This is a genomic window from Reichenbachiella sp. MALMAid0571 (assembly GCF_040151475.1).
Lineage (GTDB): Bacteria > Bacteroidota > Bacteroidia > Cytophagales > Cyclobacteriaceae > CAXBNB01.
Map to the genome: position 1 here is coordinate 1 of NZ_JBDKWG010000075.1, position 19457 is coordinate 19457.

At 39.5% G+C, this 19457-nt stretch carries 14 protein-coding genes and 1 pseudogene; 8 read left to right on the plus strand and 7 right to left on the minus strand.

The annotated features are described in order from the left end of the window. Positions 1-142: reverse transcriptase domain-containing protein (locus AAOP42_RS01515; RefSeq protein WP_502947637.1), on the minus strand; the 142-nt coding region annotated here is incomplete at its 3' end. A gap of 185 nt (positions 143-327) precedes the next feature. Between AAOP42_RS01515 and AAOP42_RS01520 the strand changes: the two genes are divergently transcribed. The 7 genes from AAOP42_RS01520 (at position 328) to AAOP42_RS01550 (ending at position 7114) form a co-directional block, all read left to right on the plus strand. Beyond that, complete coding sequence (locus AAOP42_RS01520; protein ID WP_349526686.1) at positions 328-1326, plus strand: SDR family NAD(P)-dependent oxidoreductase; 999 nt, start codon at positions 328-330, stop codon at positions 1324-1326. Positions 1327-1404: 78 nt separating this feature from the next. Continuing rightward, the gene (locus AAOP42_RS01525) at positions 1405-2211 is read left to right on the plus strand and encodes a helix-turn-helix domain-containing protein (protein WP_349526687.1); all 807 of its coding nucleotides are present in this window, start codon (positions 1405-1407) and stop codon (positions 2209-2211) included. 424 nt (positions 2212-2635) lie between these two features. Then, entirely contained in the window at positions 2636-3442 is an 807-nt protein-coding gene (locus AAOP42_RS01530) for a hypothetical protein (RefSeq protein ID WP_349526688.1), read from the plus strand. Between the two features lie 228 nt (positions 3443-3670). Next, complete coding sequence (locus AAOP42_RS01535) at positions 3671-4477, plus strand: hypothetical protein (RefSeq protein WP_349526689.1); 807 nt, start codon at positions 3671-3673, stop codon at positions 4475-4477. 377 nt (positions 4478-4854) lie between these two features. After that, a complete protein-coding gene (locus tag AAOP42_RS01540) occupies positions 4855-5112 on the plus strand; it encodes a hypothetical protein (RefSeq protein WP_349526690.1) in 258 nt (85 codons plus the stop codon). Positions 5113-5202: 90 nt separating this feature from the next. Then, positions 5203-5898 carry a DUF3592 domain-containing protein gene (locus tag AAOP42_RS01545; protein WP_349526691.1) on the plus strand — a complete coding sequence of 232 codons (696 nt, stop codon included), beginning with the start codon at positions 5203-5205 and terminating at the stop codon, positions 5896-5898. A 256-nt stretch (positions 5899-6154) separates the two neighbouring features. Further along, positions 6155-7114 (plus strand): NAD-dependent epimerase/dehydratase family protein, encoded by a 960-nt coding sequence (locus tag AAOP42_RS01550; RefSeq protein ID WP_349526692.1) that lies wholly within the window; start codon positions 6155-6157, stop codon positions 7112-7114. A gap of 315 nt (positions 7115-7429) precedes the next feature. Here the strand turns inward: AAOP42_RS01550 and AAOP42_RS01555 are convergent, their stop codons facing one another. Then, complete coding sequence (locus tag AAOP42_RS01555; RefSeq protein WP_349526693.1) at positions 7430-8626, minus strand: S-adenosylmethionine:tRNA ribosyltransferase-isomerase; 1197 nt, start codon at positions 8624-8626, stop codon at positions 7430-7432. Positions 8627-8774: 148 nt separating this feature from the next. Between AAOP42_RS01555 and AAOP42_RS01560 the strand changes: the two genes are divergently transcribed. Continuing rightward, positions 8775-9863 carry an o-succinylbenzoate synthase gene (locus AAOP42_RS01560; RefSeq protein ID WP_349526694.1) on the plus strand — a complete coding sequence of 363 codons (1089 nt, stop codon included), beginning with the start codon at positions 8775-8777 and terminating at the stop codon, positions 9861-9863. Between the two features lie 78 nt (positions 9864-9941). On the opposite strand, the gene AAOP42_RS01565 is transcribed toward AAOP42_RS01560, so the two are convergent. From AAOP42_RS01565 to AAOP42_RS01585, 5 genes and pseudogenes are all read right to left on the minus strand, one after another. Next, the gene (locus AAOP42_RS01565) at positions 9942-10661 is read right to left on the minus strand and encodes a hypothetical protein (protein ID WP_349526695.1); all 720 of its coding nucleotides are present in this window, start codon (positions 10659-10661) and stop codon (positions 9942-9944) included. 33 nt (positions 10662-10694) lie between these two features. Further along, on the minus strand, positions 10695-13988 hold the full coding sequence (locus AAOP42_RS01570) for an amidohydrolase family protein (RefSeq protein ID WP_349526696.1): 3294 nt from the start codon (positions 13986-13988) through the stop codon (positions 10695-10697). 396 nt (positions 13989-14384) lie between these two features. Continuing rightward, positions 14385-15413 (minus strand): dipeptide epimerase, encoded by a 1029-nt coding sequence (locus AAOP42_RS01575; RefSeq protein WP_349526697.1) that lies wholly within the window; start codon positions 15411-15413, stop codon positions 14385-14387. Between the two features lie 286 nt (positions 15414-15699). Then, complete coding sequence (locus AAOP42_RS01580) at positions 15700-19032, minus strand: CHAT domain-containing protein (protein WP_349526698.1); 3333 nt, start codon at positions 19030-19032, stop codon at positions 15700-15702. A 79-nt stretch (positions 19033-19111) separates the two neighbouring features. Next, a pseudogene (locus AAOP42_RS01585) lies at positions 19112-19457 on the minus strand (hypothetical protein); the annotation flags it as partial.

Genomic DNA, 19457 nt, shown 5'->3' on the forward strand with positions numbered 1-19457 from the left:
TCTTACAATATACTATTTTCGTCTTCTCAGGATGGGCTCGTAAACCGCAAACTTCTAGACGTTCTTTTAGTGATGCAAGTATTCTGTCAGCTTCTATTTGGCTCCTGCAATGAATGATCAGGTCATCAGCATACCGTACCATCACACCAGATGGATGGTATTTCTCCAAAACCTTGCCACAAGTTTATAGAATTGTTACTCAGAGATATAGACTTCCTATAGGTTAAATACAAAAACCGGCCTTTTAAACAAAGCATGTTCGGCCTTTTAAACAAAATCAAAGGTTTTTCTTCCATCTACTTTTGTCGTAACAAAACAAAATTAGAAATGGAACAAAACAATTATCAAGGAGCATTGCAGAAACCAACCGGTTCTGGATTTAATGCAAAATCAACAGCAAATGAAGTAATCAAAGGTTTTGGCCTTTCAGGAAAAATTGCAATTGTAACCGGTGGCAATACAGGGATCGGCCTGGAAACTACCAAAGTACTTGCAGCGGCTGGAGCAACAGTGATTGTACCGGCAAGAGATACTGAAAAGGCCAAACAAAATCTGAAAGGAATTGCAAATGTAGAATTAGAAACGCTGGACTTAATCAATCCCGAATCGATCGATGCATTTGCGGAAAAGTTCCTGGCTTCAGGCAGACCACTTCATTTGCTTATCAATAATGCGGGAATTATGTGGGTTCCGTTGCGTAGAGATAGTCGGGGTATAGAATCTCAGTTAGCAGTCAACTATCTGGCACAATTTCACCTCGTCGCAAGGCTATGGCTCGCTCTTAAAAAAGCCAATGGCGCCAGAATAGTTAACGTATCTTCTGAAGGACATCAGTTTGCCCCTTTCAATTTCGAAGATCCGAATTTCGAAAAAAGGAAATATGAGACCCTACTTGGGTATGGACAATCAAAAACTGCTTGCAACCTGTTTGCTATGGAACTGGACAATCGTGCAAAAACTTCTAATATCAGAGCATATTCTGTGCATCCCGGATCAATCGGCGGAACAGAATTGAGCCGGGAGGCTCCATTGGAATTATTCCAGCAAATGGGGTTCCTTGATGCTGATGGAAATATGCTACCGGAAGTGGCAGCCAGTCTAAAAACCGTCCCTCAGGGTGCTGCTACCTCCGTTTGGTGTGCTACCAGCCCGTTACTCAATGAGATCGGTGGGGTGTATTGCGAAGATTGTGAGATTGCCGGGCTGGAGGTAACCGATAGTATCGGCACTGCCGGAGTAAAACCATATTCTTTAGATGAAGCAAATGCCAAGCGGCTATGGACATTAAGTGAAAAAATGACGGGTATATCATTCAGCATAGATTGAGGCTTTAAATATCGGCAAGTAAATAACATATGAATATATCCTTAGAATTGCTTAGTTTAATCCATCGAAATTAGAGAAGTGGATCATATATCAAAATATATCACACCGGAGATCAAGCTTTCCTGTTATGAGGATGAGTTCTTCAAATCAGAGATTGTGTTCGATCAGCACATGTTGATATGGTTTATTTCCGGGGAAACCAGAATTGTACAGGTGGATGCTGTGCATCGTTTCAAAACCGGGGACATTTTTCTGATCCCTAGAAATAAACCTGCAACAGTCATCAACTACCCAAAAGACGGGCTACCACACAAAACGGTAGTCATGCTCTTAACAACGGATATTCTGAGGAACTTTTACAGCAATGTCGAAGTGAAAGCTAAGATAACCCCTGTACCGGGGATACGCAGCTTCAATAATCACCCGCTGCTCGAAAGTTGCCTTGCTTCCTTAATACCCTATTTTGAAATGAGTGAACCTTTCCCGGAAAATCTGGCATCATTGAAAATCGCAGAAGCCATTAGCATACTGAGAGTAATAGATCCTGAAATTGATGGTACATTATCTAACTTCGATGATCCTCATAAAGTAGATCTCATCAGTTTTATGGAAAAAAACTACATGTTTAATATGCCCATAGAAAAATTTGGCTACCTGACCGGAAGAAGCCTTACTACCTTCAAACGTGATTTTAAAAAAGCATTTAATATCACACCCCAAAGATGGCTCACGCAAAAGCGACTGGAGCTGGCACATTACCAGTTGGCCGAGCAAAGAAGGAAGCCTATGGAAGTTTGTTTTGAAACAGGTTTTGAAAACCTATCTCACTTTTCTTTTGCCTTCAAAAAACAATTTGGCTATGCACCAACAAAATTGATAAGGTAAAAGAACATCGCTAAGCATCCATGAACGAAGAGAGTTATTGGTCAGGATAAATAGAAACCAACCACTGCTTTTTGTGAACATCAATACCTACATATAGCGTAAGAGATGAAAATAAGCTAACTTTATTATCCATAAATTTAATCTTTAGGGATTTGATTTTGACTTAATTAAGTTAATTCCCTTTAGATTGTTAATGGATACTATGAATGAATGGGGTTCCACTGGTCAGGAAAGTTTGGTGGGGATTGTAAATTCCGCCACAATTAATAAATTTAAAATAAGGCGGGCTATGTACGAGCGGAAAGCACACTGGACAGACGGGCAGTTAGTACCTTCTAATCCCCACTCATCATAGCTGAACATTATGGATATTGATCCATACAAAATAGATTAAATACTTTAAACGAATTATAAATTAATGTATATGAATAAAATACTGCCTGTCTTTTTGATTTGGGTATCCATAGGTTCCCTTTTCGCACAACCAAAAACAGTTGAGGTACTAGGTTATGAAGCCAATCAGAATGCACCTCTTCCTTTCGCTAAAAAGAATAAGGACGGACAAACTATCTACGACTCAAGAGTATTTGGTTCCCCAAAATTCTTTCCAGGAATGATTATCACAGCATCAGGAGAAGAAATAGAAGGTGATATAGCGGTATTTAATAATACTTCTGACTGGGATTTTGTAAAAAGAGCTATCGTAATTATTCCAAATGGAGAGGACAAAGGGCAATATTTGGGTTCAGGATCGGTGATTTTAATCAATCAAAAGAAAAAAAAGGAAGAAGTATTTTATGATTATTATGATGGAATTTATTTGCAAAGATTAGTTTCTGGAAGGTTGAGATTAAGTTACAATCCAGCGGCAGGAAATTCTAAAAAAATATCAAGTTTTATCGGAAAATCTTTCCTTGATTCTTTAACATCAAACGTTGTAAAGAAATCTATTAAACAAGACCTCTCCAATGGCAAGTCACTTCAGGAATCTTTGGAAAAAGCTAAGCTCAAATCAGATTTAATCAATGTTGCTTCTGACATAGAAATCGTAGAGAAAGAATATTTGCTTTATGATTCTGTTACTGAAAAATTGGTTGCCATTACGGAAGATAATTATGCTCAAGTAATGACTGAATATGTGAAGGGATGTACATCTTTTAACGAGAAGAAATTGAAGGACTACAAGAAAATAAATGAAGTGATTCAGCAAATAAATAATGAGTGCCTATGAGATCCCTAACAAACAATATAGCACTTGCTTCTAAATGGTTCCTTGAAAAATATGCTGCAAACCCGATACTTTAGTAGATATTTAAAAGACCAGAGGCACGTGCCATATCTGATCGTTACAGGCCATAACCCGTCCTAAAAAGGCTACACATCACGTAACAAAATGTATAAAAACGACGGAATTAAAAAAAACGATAATATTAAGATCAGCTCTTCAAACCTATGAGTTATGAATAAGAAAAAAGAAATGGAAGAATTTCTAAGTATAAAAAGGGAGTTAGCATTTCAAAAAGTAGAAATTGAAACACTAAGAGCAGAACTAATACTATCTAGAAAAGAAAATGCAATTCAAAATGACCAGAAACAAAAACGGGCTAATGAATTATTAATTGCAAACAAAGAACTTGCTTTACAAAAAAATGAAAAACGAAAACGAGCTGAAGAACTAATCATAGCAAACAAAGAGCTTGATTTTCAAAAAGATGAAAAACAAAAACGGGCAGATGAATTATTAATTGCAAACAAAGAACTTGCTTCGCAATATCATCGGAAACAAAAGCGAACCGATGAATTATTGAAAACAAAAACAGAACTTGCTTCGCAAAAAAATAAAGAACAGAAATGGGTCGATGAATTATTCACAGCAAACAAAGAACTTGCTTTACAATATTATCAGAAACAAAAAAAGGATGAAGAGTTATTAGTTCTGCAAAAGGAACTTGCCTTGCAATATGAGGCAAAAAAAGAATTGGTATCAGAACTAACTATTGCCTACACTGAACTTATGAAAACCGAAGATTCTTTAAGAGCCCATATTGAAGGATTAGAAGATATGATGTTCATGATTTCACATAAAGTAAGGCAACCTATTGCACAAATTTTAGGGATTTCTAACCTTCTGGAAGAATCGGCAAATTATTCTTCTTACGAATTAAAAAAAATTGTAAGTTATTTAAAACCTTCAGCAATTGACCTGGACAATTTCACGAAAGAATTCACAACATTTATGCAAAACGTTTATCGAAAAAAAGACTAAACCGGACACTGCCGATAGACATCAGAATCAAGGACTTTCAGTACACATTTGGCACACAAACGGTCACTCACTTTTCCTAAAATATCGTTTGCACGGGCTGCTCTTTGGATAGCGAAAAATATAAAACCCCATTTTCAATAAAATGGATCAGTAAGTATTTAAATTCGGGAGTACAATTCAAACACTAAACAATCAATACCATGGGAAAAGGACAGGACGCCAAGAAAAACGTCAAAAAAGAAGCTACCAAAACTGCCAAAGAAAAAAAAGCTGAGAAAATCGAAAAGAAAGCTAAAAAATCAAGATAGAAACATTATAGTGTGACATCTGATGTTATCCCTTTTTGCTTCATCGGGTCAATCATCCGGCAAAAAAAAATGAAAATTCAAAAATCAGATATATATTTTTCCATCTCATTGATCTCAGCAATATGGTTTGCACTGACCAGTTCTTTTTGGGTCTATTATATGAATCTGGTATTGTCATTTCCTTTTGCTGTCCTTAGCCTGTTGCTATGGCACAGAAGCAAAAAAACAGACAATAAGCTTAAAAGATACAAAGCTATACCCTTTATTTTAATACTCGGAACAATCGTTTCGTTGGTTGCTTTGATCATTCTTTTGGTCTATGGCTAGCAGAATGCCAGGCCACTATTTTTCCAGCTACCTGTATCTATTTTCATACTTTTTAATCTACTTTAGTTACAATCTAATCTCTAATCGCAAATGAAAAAAGCATCCGAATTATTGACAGGAATAGCAGTAGTATTCTTGGGTATTGCATTATTTGGTACAGGTGCCTATTTTTTACAGGAAAAAATGGGATTTTACACTCAATCAACCCAAGCTGAAGGGATTGTTATAGACATAGAATCCAGACGTCATCGCAGTACCACCTACTATCATCCGCTGATTTCTTTTGAAAGTGAAGACGGAAATACTTATACATTTTCATCAGAAACCGGTACAAGCTCCGGGTTTGACTTTAACAAGGGTGACAAATTAATGATAAGGTACATCAAAGAAGACCCTCAAATGGCCAAAGTTGATAGTTTTATTGAGTTATGGGGTCTGCCTGCCGCTCTCCTCGTATCAGGTTTACTTATATCTTTGGCAGGTTCCTATACCTGCTACAATTATTTCAACAAAATGAAACTCCGAAAAGAGCTACTAAAAACAGGAAAACTAATTCAGCTACCTGGTCGGGTAGAATCCAGAAAATCGAAAAACAAAACAGAATTTGTAGTTGTCTCAGAATGGCTCAACCCGGCAGATTCTAAAATGTACACTTTCACCAGTGATAAAATCTCCTATGACCCAGCCTCGTTTCTCACCGACAAGTTAATAGATGTGTGGATTGATCCAATGAGTCCAAAAAACAAGCACTATGTGGATATTTCTTTCCTTCCAGAAAAGGGTTAGGGCATAAACAACATTAGAGGTTGCCTTAAAAGAGTGAATCAATTGCCGCTCAGGCAGATGTTCCGGCACCCTTTGGAAAAAGCATCATTAGCTGTTTCTCGAACAGATTCCAGAGTACCTGCCTGAACGAGTCAGGGCTCAAAGAATAGCAAGTATTTTCAACTGCATTTGCCCTAGGTAAGGTTCAAAGTCCTAAAACAATTTAAAATTTACTCTTATCTTAGCAAGATTCACGCATAGAAAAAACTGATACAGAATGAAAGTAGTAGTAATAGGTGGTACCGGGCACGTAGGTACATTTTTAGTTCCACGATTGGTAATGGCAGGACATGAAGTCATCTCAGTCAGCCGTCAGGAAAGAGCACCCTACAATGTCCATCCAGCATGGAAATCAGTAAAGCAAGTGACCATAGACAGAACAGAGGCTGAAGCAAAAAACACCTTTGGGGAGCAAATCCGTGCGCTGACACCCGATGCGGTAATAGACTTGATTTGTTTCACTCCAGAAAGTGCCAAAAGCCTGGTTGAATCCCTTCAGGGACAAATACAACATTTCATTCATTGTGGCACTACGTGGGTGCATGGCCATAGCGAGCAGGTGCCTACCACAGAAGATCAAAACCGCAACCCAATTTGCGACTATGGTAGGAAGAAAGCTGCCATAGAATCTTATCTACTCTCTAAAGCCCACAAAACAGGATTTCCTGCGACCATATTGCACCCGGGTCATATAGTTGGTTCTGGATGGGCTCCAGTCAATCCGGCAGGTAATTTTAATATCGAGGTGTTTGAAAAATTAGCAAACGGAGAAGAATTGATATTACCAAACTTTGGGATGGAAACCGTGCATCATGTACATGCCGATGATGTAGCCCAGGGGTTCATGCAGGCACTTTCCAATTGGAACAATGCTGTAGGAGAAAGTTTTCATATCGTATCTGCACAGGCAATTACACTAAGAGGTTATGCGATGGCTATGGCAGCATGGTTCGGACAAGAAGCCAATCTAAAGTTTTTACCTTGGGAAGAATGGAAAAAAACAGTGAGTCAAAAAGATGCTTTAGCGACTTGGGATCATATTGCACACAGTCCCAATTGCAGTATTGACAAAGCACGAAGATTGTTGAATTATGCACCACGATACAGTTCGTTACAAGCGATTCAGGAATCTGTGAAATATCTATTTGAGAATGAGAGATCAGGGCTAAGGGGTTAAATACCTTCACTATTCCCAAACTTCATAGGTCAGTCAAATTGAGACACTTCACTGCCAGCCTAGCAGGCGGGCAGTGAAGTGTGACAAGGTAGCAGAACAATAAATAATCTTGCTTAGGTTGTTGAATCAGATATCAACCTCAAACGCCTCCTTGTCATCCCGACGAAGGAGGCCATGCCTGCCAGGTAGATATCTTCCTTGCTTATTGCAGGTCGTCGGCAAGAAAGATTTCTCCTTCGTCGAAATGACAAATGAGTTTAAACAGACTACTATGACCAAAAGTGCAATAATGAGGTTTTGATTTTAAAGAACATCCTACTTCAGCAACAAAGAAGTATCACCATAACTTAAAAAGCGGTAGTCGCTGTTGAGTGCTTCATTGTAAATTTTTCGCCAATCCTCACCAATAAAAGCCGCTACAAGAAGAATAAGCGTAGAGCCCGGCTGATGGTAGTTGGTAAATAGTCCAGAGCATATTTTAAAGTTATAACCGGGGTAAATAAATATCTCTGTTTCACCATAAAGCGAATCAGTGTTTTCCTTTTCCATCTTTACTAAAATAGCCTGAAGAGCCTCTTCTTTTGAAGGATGTTCGCTGATCTCTTTTTCATATGCCATCATTTTGTCGATATGAAATGAGGCATTTTCATCCTGCATCAATTTCACTCCATACCAATACGTACTTTCCAGAGTACGCATGGCGGTAGTGCCTATGGGAATGATATTTCCCTTTGCAGCCAACAGGTTTTCAATATTCCTCTTGTGAATAATGATTTTTTCATTGTGCATCGGATGGTTGGTGAAGTCTTTCTCCTTTATCGGCCTGAAAGTACCAGCACTCACATGCAACGTGAGGTAGTCGTCCTTTACTCCACCACCCTTCAGTTGAGCTATGATCTCGTCCGTAAAGTGCAATCCTGCCGTAGGAGCAGCAACTGCCCCTTCATGTTCTGAAAATACCGTTTGGTAACGATCTTTATCTTCATTCTCTGCCATACGATTGAGGTACGGAGGCAATGGGACATTCCCACCTGATTCTATGATTTCTAAAAAATCCACCGGAGCTTCCCAATCAAACTGAACCCAGCCATTTTCCCTGTCAACCAAAGTAGCATGCACCATTATCTCGCCATGCGCTTCCGAATTGATGTTCAGGTGGAGTGCATCTTCCTTCCACTTTTTTACATTGCCAATCATACATTTCCAGACACAGGTATTTCTGGCTTTCAATGCCAATTGAAAATCACCCGATGGCTCAATAGGTTCCGTTAAAAAGATTTCGATTTTAGCTCCTGTGTGTTTGAAGAAAAAAAGCCTGGCAGCTATCACTTTGGTATTGTTAAACACCAGCAAACTGTCTTTTGGCACTAACTCCACAACATCTTTGAAAGTATGATGAGATATTTTTCCGTCTTCATACTTCAGCAGTTTGGACATATCTCTCTCAGCCAATGGATACCTGGCTATTTTATTTTCAGGCAATTCGTAAAGGTAGTTTTCTAAAGAGGTCATTTTATTGTGTTGCAATCCAAATCACGAAGCTTGAACTATTTCGCCAATTTTGCAATAAATAGGAGTTGATTTATAGCACCCCATAAAATTTGTTGATGATATTCCCTACAGCTTTGTGCATTCATGGCAATATATTAATTTCGACCTTATGTCATTACAACTGAGATTCGCTCCATACACCCTTGATTTCAACTTTGCTGCCGGCACATCCAGAGGGGTATTTCACCACAAAAAAGTATGGTTTATTAAACTCTATGAAGAAAATGACAAGTCAATATTCGGCCTGGGAGAGGTTGCCCCTATTGAGCGACTAAGTGTGGACTACAATGCCTCTTTCGAAGAAGAGTTGAATAAGTTGTCAGCCATAGTCAGAAGATCGACTTTACCAAAAAACACCGAAGAAGTGTACAAGCTTGTCGCTACACTTGTTCCCAAGGAGTTGCCTTCCATTCGCTTTGCTTTAGAAACTGCATTCCTGGATTTGGTCAATGGCGGTGTAAGAGAAATCTTCCAAAACGAATTTTACAAAAAGCAGAAAAAAATACCAATCAATGGACTGGTGTGGATGGGAGATGAAGCTTTTATGAAAGAGCAGATAGACACGAAACTGGCTGCAGGGTTTTCATGTCTAAAAATGAAAATAGGTGCAATTGATTTTGACAAAGAACGTGATCTGTTGCGGTATATCCGCAAGAAATATCCGAAGGAAAAACTCACTCTGAGGGTAGATGCCAATGGAGCATTCCCAACAGAGGAATGTATGCTCAAGCTCAAAGCACTGGAGGAATTTGATTTGCATTCCATAGAGCAACCTATCATGCCAAGGCAGCCGGAAGCCATGTATTTGTTGTGTTTAAAATCCAAAATACCTATTGCGCTGGACGAAGAACTCATTGGCATCAATGGCCGTCAAAATAAAATAGACTTACTGAAAGAGATCAAACCAGCATACATCATCTTGAAACCCGGACTGATTGGAGGCTTTCAATCGGCTGCTGAGTGGATAGAAATTGCCGAAAGTCTGAATATTGGTTGGTGGATTACTTCCGCCTTGGAATCAAATATCGGGCTCAATGCCATTTGCCAATTTACTGCCCAATACCCTACCACCATGCATCAAGGACTAGGCACAGGACAACTCTACGAAAACAATATCCCTTCTCCATTGACCATAAAAGGAGACAATGTTTTTTACAGCCACGATGGCAACTGGGATTTTACAAGGGTGGAGTTTTAAGTGTTGGTTTTGTGTTTTGGTTTTTAGATACAAGAAGAACTTTGACGTATGATAGACATATATTGTTAACAAACATATCTACTTAATTTTAGCTAAGTCAAAACCTTCCAGAGATACAATTTTCCATGTAGAACCAATTTTTTTAACCTTGAAGTTATACCTGAATTCATTCCAATAAGATGAGTAATTTTCAATACCGCCCCATTTCCAAATGTAGTTATTGTTGCTAATGTGTTCAACTTCAACCAAGTTCCATGGAACTGGTGAATTATAAGGAACGTCCTGACAATTACACCAAGGGTTGCCTCCGCCTGACATGGTGAATGGAGGATAATAGCCAACATGCCATGATCCTGATTCAAATGAATTTTCCTTTAATTTTTTGTCAATAGCCAGTATTATTTGATCGTAGGTGTGTATAAATTCCGACCCGAAATAATTCGAATTTTCAAGCTTCTTAATATTCTGTTGATGTTTGTTAAGATCAATACCAATATACAAGCTATCTTTTTGATCCTTAATCACTGGCATGAGATCTAATGTGTTCTCTGAATTTACCCAATTCAGCATTTTTCTTACTAAATCTTCAATTTCTTGATTATTCTGTAAGTTTAGTATTGAAATATTTGAGAAGTTTCTATCTTCCACATTATCAAAAAGTAGTTCTTGAACATGTTCGTTAGCTAGAGGTTCCGATATAGTTGCGCCATGCATTGAACCAAATAATTTAAGTGCTCCAATCATCAATATTACACCACCAATGAGTCCGAAAAATATTACTAGAATCAAGTTCTTCATTCCTAAATATGCATATCAACTAACAAATACACCTCACCTCCCCAATTCACAGGCACAACCCGTGTGAGAATGTCCATGCCAGTCGAAAGCGGGTGCATACGCTTCTTGTTCCCAATAGAACTTTCCTCTTTCTTTAGAATAGTTTCCAACTTCATTCATGTTTTCTGCATCGTACAATCGCCCATTGATCATGGTGTATTTTACAGAATTGGAGTTTTGAATATCCTCCAAAGGATTTTTATCCAACACTATCAAATCCGCCAGTTTTCCAACTTCTATCGAGCCTATTTGATCATCCATGCCCAGGTAGTTGGCGCCATTCAGGGTAGCAGCTCTCAGGGCTTCCATATTGGTCATTCCTCCCTGAGCGAGCATCCACAGTTCCCAATGTGCACCCATCCCTTGCAGCTGACCATGAGCTCCCAAGTTGACTTTCACTCCTGCATCTGTCAATCGCTTGCAGCTTTCAGACACCAAAATATGCCCATTGTCATATTCCTTCATTGGTGCCATGGTCCTGTGTCTGGAGCGGGAATCGATCTCATCTCTAGGTGTAAACTTCAGGAGCTTTTCATTTTCCCATACATTGGTCGTTTGGTACCAGTAGTATTCTCCATTCAACCCACCATAGTTCACAATCAAAGTCGGCGTGTAACCAGATTGGCTTCCCGCCCAAAGTTGAACCACATCGTCGTGCAAAGTAGCAATAGGCAGGTTGTGTTCAATGCCAGTATGCCCATCCAAAATCATCGATAGATTGTGGTAAAAAGTAGAGCCTCCTTCAGGAACTACTTCTATGTTGAGTTCAGAAGCCGCTTTGATCACTTGCTGGCGTTGGTCACGGCGGGGTTGGTTGTAACTTTTTACAGAAAAAGCACCAAATGCTTTCGTCCGCCTGATGGCCGATCGGGCATCATCCAGGTTGTTCACCACCGCTTTAAAATCGCCATCGGCTCCATACAGAATCACTCCTGTAGAGAAAATCCTCGGACCAATCATGCTTCCTGTTTTCACCATTTCTGACTGAGAAAACACCATTTCAGTGTTGGAGGAAGGATCATGCGTGGTGGTCACCCCAAAAGCAAGGTTGGTATAATATTGCCAATGTTTTTGTGGACTCAATCCGTAACGAAATTGCCCAAGGTGCGCATGTACATCCACCAAACCGGGCATGATCGTTTTGCCTTTTGCATCTATGACCTTAGCCCCATCAGGAATACTGACAGAAGCACCCCCTCCTACTGCCAGAATCTTATTTCCCTCTATCACTATTGTTCCGTTTTCAATCACTTCATCTCCATTCATGGTGATGATCCTTGCTCCTGTAAAAGCTATTTTTCCCTCGGGTTTGTCTGAGGCTAAAATCAAATCAATTTTAACTCCCGTGGTGTCAATGGCAGGAATACTGTCCGGTGCTCCTTCCATAAACAAAAAGCGTTGGCTTATATCTTCTTTAAAATATTCATCACCCAACGTCCAACTCAATTGCTGGCTGTCGGCAGACCACTGCAAACTGATCCCGGCATCTCTGGCTACCTGAGCTACGGGCACATTTTTGGCCGAACCATCCAACTCCAAAGCCTGACCTGTCATTGGCATAGCAGCGATATATACTTTGTAAAGATTGGTAAAAGCCACCCAATGGTCGTCAGGACTTGGAATAATGCGTTGGGCATATTTAGACTTCACAATCTCTCTGGCTTCTTTTCCTTGTAAATTGACAGATTTCAAAGTCTTCGTCAATGAGCCAAACAAATAGCCGCCCGTTTGGTAGTAAATCCTACTCGCATCTTTATTGAATTGAGGAAAAATACCTTCTTTGGTCACCAACTTAGATTCGGAAGAATAACCCGTCTTTTTATTGAAATTTACTTTCATTAGATAAATTCCGGGCTCTTTTGTAAAGGAAAATCCCTGATGGCTGTTGCCAGATTCTTTTCTATAGACGATGGTATTGTTGTCCAAAGGAGAAAATGTGGGTTCTCGATATATGCCCTTGTCGGAAGTCAGCTTTACTGGCTTGCTCTTCGGATTTTGCCATTCTAATCTGTGAATGGCTCCCATATTTTCGTCACTCCAGGTAACATACACAAGGTATTTTCCATCTTGGGAAAAAGAAGGTTCAGATTCCAAATCCTTACCTGACGTCAACCTCGATGGCTTGCCATTGGGTAACGATTTTTTCCAAAGAAAACCAGCAGCATTGAAGACCAATGTTTTACCATCAGGGGAAGTCACCGCCTGCCTGATCGCTTTGGCTGTAAATTCATCGGGAGCAGCATTATTTTTAAATTTCAGTGCATTCACTATTTTATGTTTTGCACTCGCTTTGAATGGAATCACCTCAGCATTCAATAAAGTCACATCTATTTTTCTGATTTTCCCCTCAGCCCAAATCACTATGTGCCGATCATCGGGCGTCCAATTATATCCAGTATAAGGGCCAAATATCGCCCATGCTTCCTGCTGGTCTTTGCTTAACTGATCGTAAATCGGCCATTCTTTACCTGACTTCAGGTCATGCAAATACAATACTGACTTTTCTCTTACCCTTTTTACAAACGCCAATAACTTTCCATTGTGAGAAATAACAGGACGGATGGCTCCTCCTGACCCACCAGTCACTCTTTCTATTTTTCCATCTTCCAGATTGTAACGGTTGATCACATAAATCTGACTGTTGGGGTCTTTGTTGTACTGGAAATATCCTCCCGGATAGACATCCTCACTGTAGTACACATATTTGCCGTCAGGAGAAGCCCAAGGCTCACCAACGTCTTGTTGTTCGTTTTTCTTTTTGGTCAACTGAATGCCATTACCTCCCGAAATATGATACATCCAGATCTCACCTGCACCAAGTGATCGTTCGGAGCTGAAATGCTTTTTACAAATAATGTAATTGCCATCTACAGACCAAACGGCATTGTTTACCAATCTAAAATTCTCTTTGGTGATTTGCTTGGCATCAGAACCATCCGTATTCATTACCCAAATATTATCCCCACCTCCCGCATCACTGGTAAACGAAATCTGTTTGCCGTCAGGGCTAAACCTTGGCTGCACCTCAAACGCATGGCCTCCTCTGATCAGCGTAGCATCTCCACCTGATATTGGCATGGTGTAGATATCTCCAAGCATATCAAAAACAACCAAATTACCATCAGGGCTTACATCCAGACTCATCCAGGTACCTTCATCAGTAGTAATGGTCAATTCCTTGTATGGCAAAGCCGGTTCGGATACTTCCCATTTCTTATCTTCTTTTTCCTGAGAAAAAACTGGAACACAAATAAGTAGGATCAGTAAGGTTGAGATCGTATGCTTCATAATTTATCTTTAAAATTAATGCTCGAAGATAGGCCAGTATTTAAGGATGTAAAAAACTTTATTGGCGGATGGTATTTAAAACCAATGTACGGCGAATTGTTGATTTGATTGTAGCATCGTGTTTACGTTGTAAAAAGACAAAATATATTTAGCCCTACTTAACCTCTCTCCCGTTTTGTGCCTGCCTGGATCGGTAGGCAGATCTCCACAAAAGAGAATCATATTTGAGAATGTTTGTGGGGACACCTGCCAGGCAGACATGGCAAACATTGGCGTAACTATAATACATAAGAACACTTATAGAACCGTCATCACGAGGAGGCACGACGAAGTGATCTCAATTTCAATAGTGATTGACGAAATGGAGGATTTTCTAATACAACACTTTATGGCTGCTTAGATCGCTTGGGGTAAGTTAAGTCTGTCGATACCAATGCCCGATCCTGTAGGCATCATTATTTTACCGTCAATAAATTGAGGTCCTGCAGCAATGTCATTGGTAATTAACATCGTTCCATCCATATCTACAAAATCAAGAAAAGGGCGCAATTGCCCGATAGAGGCCATTCCAACAGAGGACTCAGTCATACAACCCACCATCACTTTCAATCCTAAAGATTTAGCCTCTTTTATCATTCTCAATGCCGGAGTAAAACCTCCGCATTTCATGAGCTTGATGTTGACTCCATGAAAATGACCTGCACATTTTTTAACATCAGTCTCATCAATTATACTTTCATCAGCAATAATTGGTAAAGGACTGTTTTCGAATACTTGCTTCATACCTTCCCAGTTGTCAGCCGCTAAAGGCTGCTCGATAAATTCAACTCCTAAATACTGCATTTCCTCTGCATTCTTCAAGGTTTCGAGGGAAGTCCAACCACAGTTGGCATCTACTCTGAATATCGATGAAGTTAGTTTTCTTAGCTCTTTAACAATCTTCAGGTCTTCCTTGGTGCCAAGCTTTATTTTGTAGAGAGGCCAGGGAAACTCCTGAAGTTTTTCAGCCATCTTTTCAATAGTATCAATGCCAATGGTATAATTAGTATTAGGAGCATTTCTTTGACTTACACCCCACAAATCAATAAGCGACTTCTTTTTTGATTTGGCATACAGGTCATGTATGGCCACATCCAAAGCTGAAAGCGCAAATGAATTGGATACCAATAGTTTACTCGATTTTTCCCAGAACTCCTCAGGAGCCTCAAAATTGTAAGCCTCAATTGAGGCTCTATTTTGTTCCAGCAACACCATCATTCCTTCGATGGAATAATTATAATAATTACTCGCTGATGCTTCTCCGAATCCCGAAATATTTTCATGTTTCAGCTCTACTATCAAAGCTTTTTGGACAGATCGGGAATCGTGCGCTATTTTAAAATGATGTTTGAGCCTGAGCGTAATGGGGTGTAAAATAAGTTGCATATACTCATTGGGGTTTGTTCGGTTGAGACGAAAGGTTGTTGACCTACACCATTCATATCAGATTCCATGAGCAAGTTCGCATTTCTTATGGAAAAGTTAATAATATTCAACGGGTAAAGAATGATTGTCAAGGAACTACATCAGTGCTTTACGATTTTGAGATTTACTAAGCAAACAAAGTTGTTTACGATGCAAGCATCTGAAAATTAAATCACTTGTGAAAATGCATACACCGCCGTGCGTTTAAGAAGGAGAAGTATATAAAGTCATTTCGCTATAATTATTTCTATTTCCCATAATAAACAAAAGGAGACCAATAGTATGGATTTTTGTATTGCTCTCCATGAATTCCATTTATAAATTGTCTTTTCATTTCTGCGCTGGCTTCCTTGTAGTTTTTACCTGCATTTACTTCTTTGTAAAGCCCCGTCATAAACTTCATAGTGGATTCATCTGCTACTTGCCAAAGAGACACAGAAAGACCATTGGCTCCAGCCACAAGAAATGATTGGGTAAGTCCAACTACCCCTTCGCCACCATAGATTTTACCTAATCCTGTCTCGCAAGCTGATAAATTCACAAAATCGGCTTTAATTTTCAACCCTTCTATTTCCTGCATAGTCAGATAACCATCTTCTTTAGTATTTCCGGACTGTGAAAGTACAAGTGCCGATAGCTCCGGAATCTCAGGCACCACTACACCATGAGTAGCAAAGTGGATCACCTTATAGTCATCCAATTGACCGGAAAGTGACATATCGGATATTTTTGCCTCACTGGCTGAAGAGCCTGTGAGTACTACAGAACCCGGTATGCTTGCTTTAATGGTATTTACTTCTTTCAATGTTCCAGGCAAATCCCCCCAGCTTCCAATTCCCAACTTTTGGTACGCACCACGGGTAAATGTTTTGTTGTTATTCTTCAATTCTGATTGCAACTGATTAAGTTCATCCTCCGAATTGACAGTACCTGTTGTAGCTCCTGTTCCCTGATATATAGCTCCGCCAAAGGCAAGCATTGGCTTACGGCTGGCTGGGTAATTTCGACCCTGAATCAGTGACCACACTGTAGCAGATTGGGTGTATTGAATAGTATATTTCTCTATTAAATACTTTCCATTCTGATCTATCAGTGTTTCAAAAGGCAGATAGCTCAATATTCCTTCAGGGATGATAACCAATTCTTTTTTTCCGACAACATTGCTCTCTATGGGAGCAATAAGGTATTGATACAAACCCTGAGCGATTTCCTTTATTACAGCTCCATCAGCATTTCCATTGCCCTGATTGATGAGCAACGTTCTGTAATAATTGATCAGGTTTTCAAATTTTTCATAATTAAACATTGCCTGATCTTGCGCAACTACCACATCCTGTTTTTTACTTGGTTTAAATCCACGCTGGTTGTTCTGTGTTGTCAGCGCAACAGCTTCATATTTAGAGAGCAATGATTTGAAATTTTGATCAAAAGAAGATGTGCTGCTGTCATCCATTCTCGGAAAGTAGCCGTAAGTATTGGAATTGGTAATGGTAATAAAAGTCGGAATACCGTGACCAGTATTCATATAACTGATCATGGCCGTATTAGAAGGCAATTTACTACTTATCAGACTAGTGGTAGCCGCAACCGGATTCGTACCGACAGACAGTTTGCTCACCAATACATTTGCTTTTACTTTTTCGAAGGTATTAAAAGCTTCCTTATATTGTTTATTAGCCGCATAAGTAGCCGCCAATACCTCGTATAGTTTAATGCTTGTAGAAAGCTGTATAACGCTTGTTTTGTTGCCACTTGTCCTGATTGACTCGAAAAAACCTACTCCCTTTTCACCATATTTTATTGCTTCAGTAATGTTATTCTTTTTGGCGTACATCCCTGCAAGGTGATAGTACACTTCGCTTAATTCCAACGAAAGTTTCAGTTTGGAATATATAGTTTCAGCCTCTTTGAGATATTGTTCGGCTTTGTAAGTATTATCAAATCGCTCGTAATTTAGCTGTCCCAGGATCATAAGATCTCCGGCAGCTTCTCTCGCCAACCCATATTTCTTATAAAGTGTTAGTGATTTTTCAAAGTATGTTCTTGCCTCATTGGTCTTTTTCAAATCTTTATAAACCATTCCCAGATTATGCCATCCGGCAGCCATATCCATTACCGAGCCTACCTCTTCAGCAATTTTTACACTTTCTTTAAGCTCCTGCTCTGCCAACGTCAACTTCCTAAGCCCCAGATAAGTAGATCCAATGCTACCTAACCTTTGCGAGATTTTAAATTTGTCATTATTTTTTCTATCCAGAGCAAGAGCCTTTTCATAATTTGGCAAGGCAGATGCATAATCACCGATCGCATAGTACCGATGACCTAAAGAACTATAAAATGCAGATAACGATGCGTGTTTGTATTTTTCTCCCAAAGCTACTGCCTGTTTGGCCATCTCAATGGCTGTCTCATACTGCCCAAGATTTTCATAAGTCGATGAGATGTTGTTGTAGGTAATAGACAGACCAGATTCTTCCCCGGTCTCTTTTCCCAATTTTATAGATTGATTGTAGTACTTTAGAGACTGCTCATAATCTCCCATGTTGTTATACACTTCTCCGAGATTTGAGGCTATTATGGTAAGCCAGGCTTTATATTCCATTTTTTGAAATATGTCATTTGCCTTTGCATAAAACACTGCGGCTCGCTTATTGTCATGATTATTTTTAAAAAAGAGTCCACCGGAGTTTGCATTTTCTCCTGCCACTGAGTCAGCTAAATGCCCTTTTTCTATATATTCAAGTATTCTGTTGTAGGTTGCTTTTGCCTCGTCCTTTTTATCCAACCTTTTATAAATACTGGCTTCATATCCTGCAAACTGCATGGCCATTTGGTAATTTGGTGGAATAATAGTCAGTGCCAAATCAGAGGCCTTTTTATTTATCTGAGCGGCTGCTATGTCTTCCTTCTTATCTAAATGTTCAATAGCTTGTTGATCATACTTCTGAATCTGGATGTATATGTCACCAGCTTTTGTCCATTCATTTTTAAGAAAACTCATCAATTGATACGTATCTGACAATAGACCTTTTGCAATCATTTTATCCAGGCTTTCAATTAGGGCATTATAATCTGCCACAGAAGGAATCATCTCTACAGTCTTCAACATATATTCCTTAGCCTTGAGTATATCCTTTTCCCACCAGTGATAACAAGCCCTGTTAATCCAGACTTGCCACATGGTGAATTTGCCCAACTCAAAAGACTTCATCACGTACTCTTTGGATTCACCAAAGCGATTAGCATGCATTAGGTAAGCTGTAACATTGATATACCCTGACGGATCGTCCGGATAATATTCTACCAACTTTTTGGAATCAGCAATGGCTAAATCATATTTCTCCAGTTCGCCATAACATGATCCGCGATACAAGTACCCGTAGTAACTCTTAGGATAGGTTTTGATAACATCTGTTAACACGGCGATCGCCTGATCCTTGTCCCCATTTTGATAATGACCTATGGCAACATTCAAGTCTTTTATTTCCGCATCGCTTTGAGCAAATGCACCTGACACAATGAAAGGTAAAGCAGTAAATACAATGAAAATGCGTCGAATGAATATTTGATTGAGTAACATATTATAAAGGTTTTGGTTGGTAAACCAAAAGAGGAATATTATACTCAATAATACTATACCTGCCAGTACGGATATTTTGTTACCACACTACAAAGTCAAATTCCAGATTCTCTCTCCTGCTCGTCGGATGCTGTTTGCCATTAGTCAGTTCAGACACCCGATCAAAAACATAGTCTTTAAGTTCTGAGACCTGAACTGAACCATCTTTATCTTTGTCACATTTTTTACCCTCTAAACCTTCGAGAATTGAATAAGTAAACACCCCATTTTTCCAAGCATCAGACTCCAAGGCAAACTCAGCACCTGAGGCTGAAGAAATGACTACCGCTCCGGTTCCCTTTCTCAGGTCAGCAAAAAGCTCCTGCATGAGCTGGAACGAGTTTTCCAATCCCAAAGAATTGGATTTTGACACAATCGTTTTGAAA

Bases quoted from the DNA above. Each gene is read 5' to 3' on its own strand.
- AAOP42_RS01520 (WP_349526686.1), top strand. From the start codon at position 328: ATGGAACAAAACAATTATCAAGGAGCATTGCAGAAACCAACCGGTTCT.
- AAOP42_RS01530 (WP_349526688.1), top strand. From the start codon at position 2,636: ATGAATAAAATACTGCCTGTCTTTTTGATTTGGGTATCCATAGGTTCC.
- AAOP42_RS01535 (WP_349526689.1), top strand. From the start codon at position 3,671: ATGAATAAGAAAAAAGAAATGGAAGAATTTCTAAGTATAAAAAGGGAG.
- AAOP42_RS01540 (WP_349526690.1), top strand. From the start codon at position 4,855: ATGAAAATTCAAAAATCAGATATATATTTTTCCATCTCATTGATCTCA.
- AAOP42_RS01545 (WP_349526691.1), top strand. From the start codon at position 5,203: ATGAAAAAAGCATCCGAATTATTGACAGGAATAGCAGTAGTATTCTTG.
- AAOP42_RS01550 (WP_349526692.1), top strand. From the start codon at position 6,155: ATGAAAGTAGTAGTAATAGGTGGTACCGGGCACGTAGGTACATTTTTA.
- AAOP42_RS01555 (WP_349526693.1), bottom strand. From the start codon at position 8,626: ATGACCTCTTTAGAAAACTACCTTTACGAATTGCCTGAAAATAAAATA.
- AAOP42_RS01560 (WP_349526694.1), top strand. From the start codon at position 8,775: ATGTCATTACAACTGAGATTCGCTCCATACACCCTTGATTTCAACTTT.
- AAOP42_RS01565 (WP_349526695.1), bottom strand. From the start codon at position 10,661: ATGAAGAACTTGATTCTAGTAATATTTTTCGGACTCATTGGTGGTGTA.
- AAOP42_RS01570 (WP_349526696.1), bottom strand. From the start codon at position 13,988: ATGAAGCATACGATCTCAACCTTACTGATCCTACTTATTTGTGTTCCA.
- AAOP42_RS01575 (WP_349526697.1), bottom strand. From the start codon at position 15,413: ATGCAACTTATTTTACACCCCATTACGCTCAGGCTCAAACATCATTTT.
- AAOP42_RS01580 (WP_349526698.1), bottom strand. From the start codon at position 19,032: ATGTTACTCAATCAAATATTCATTCGACGCATTTTCATTGTATTTACT.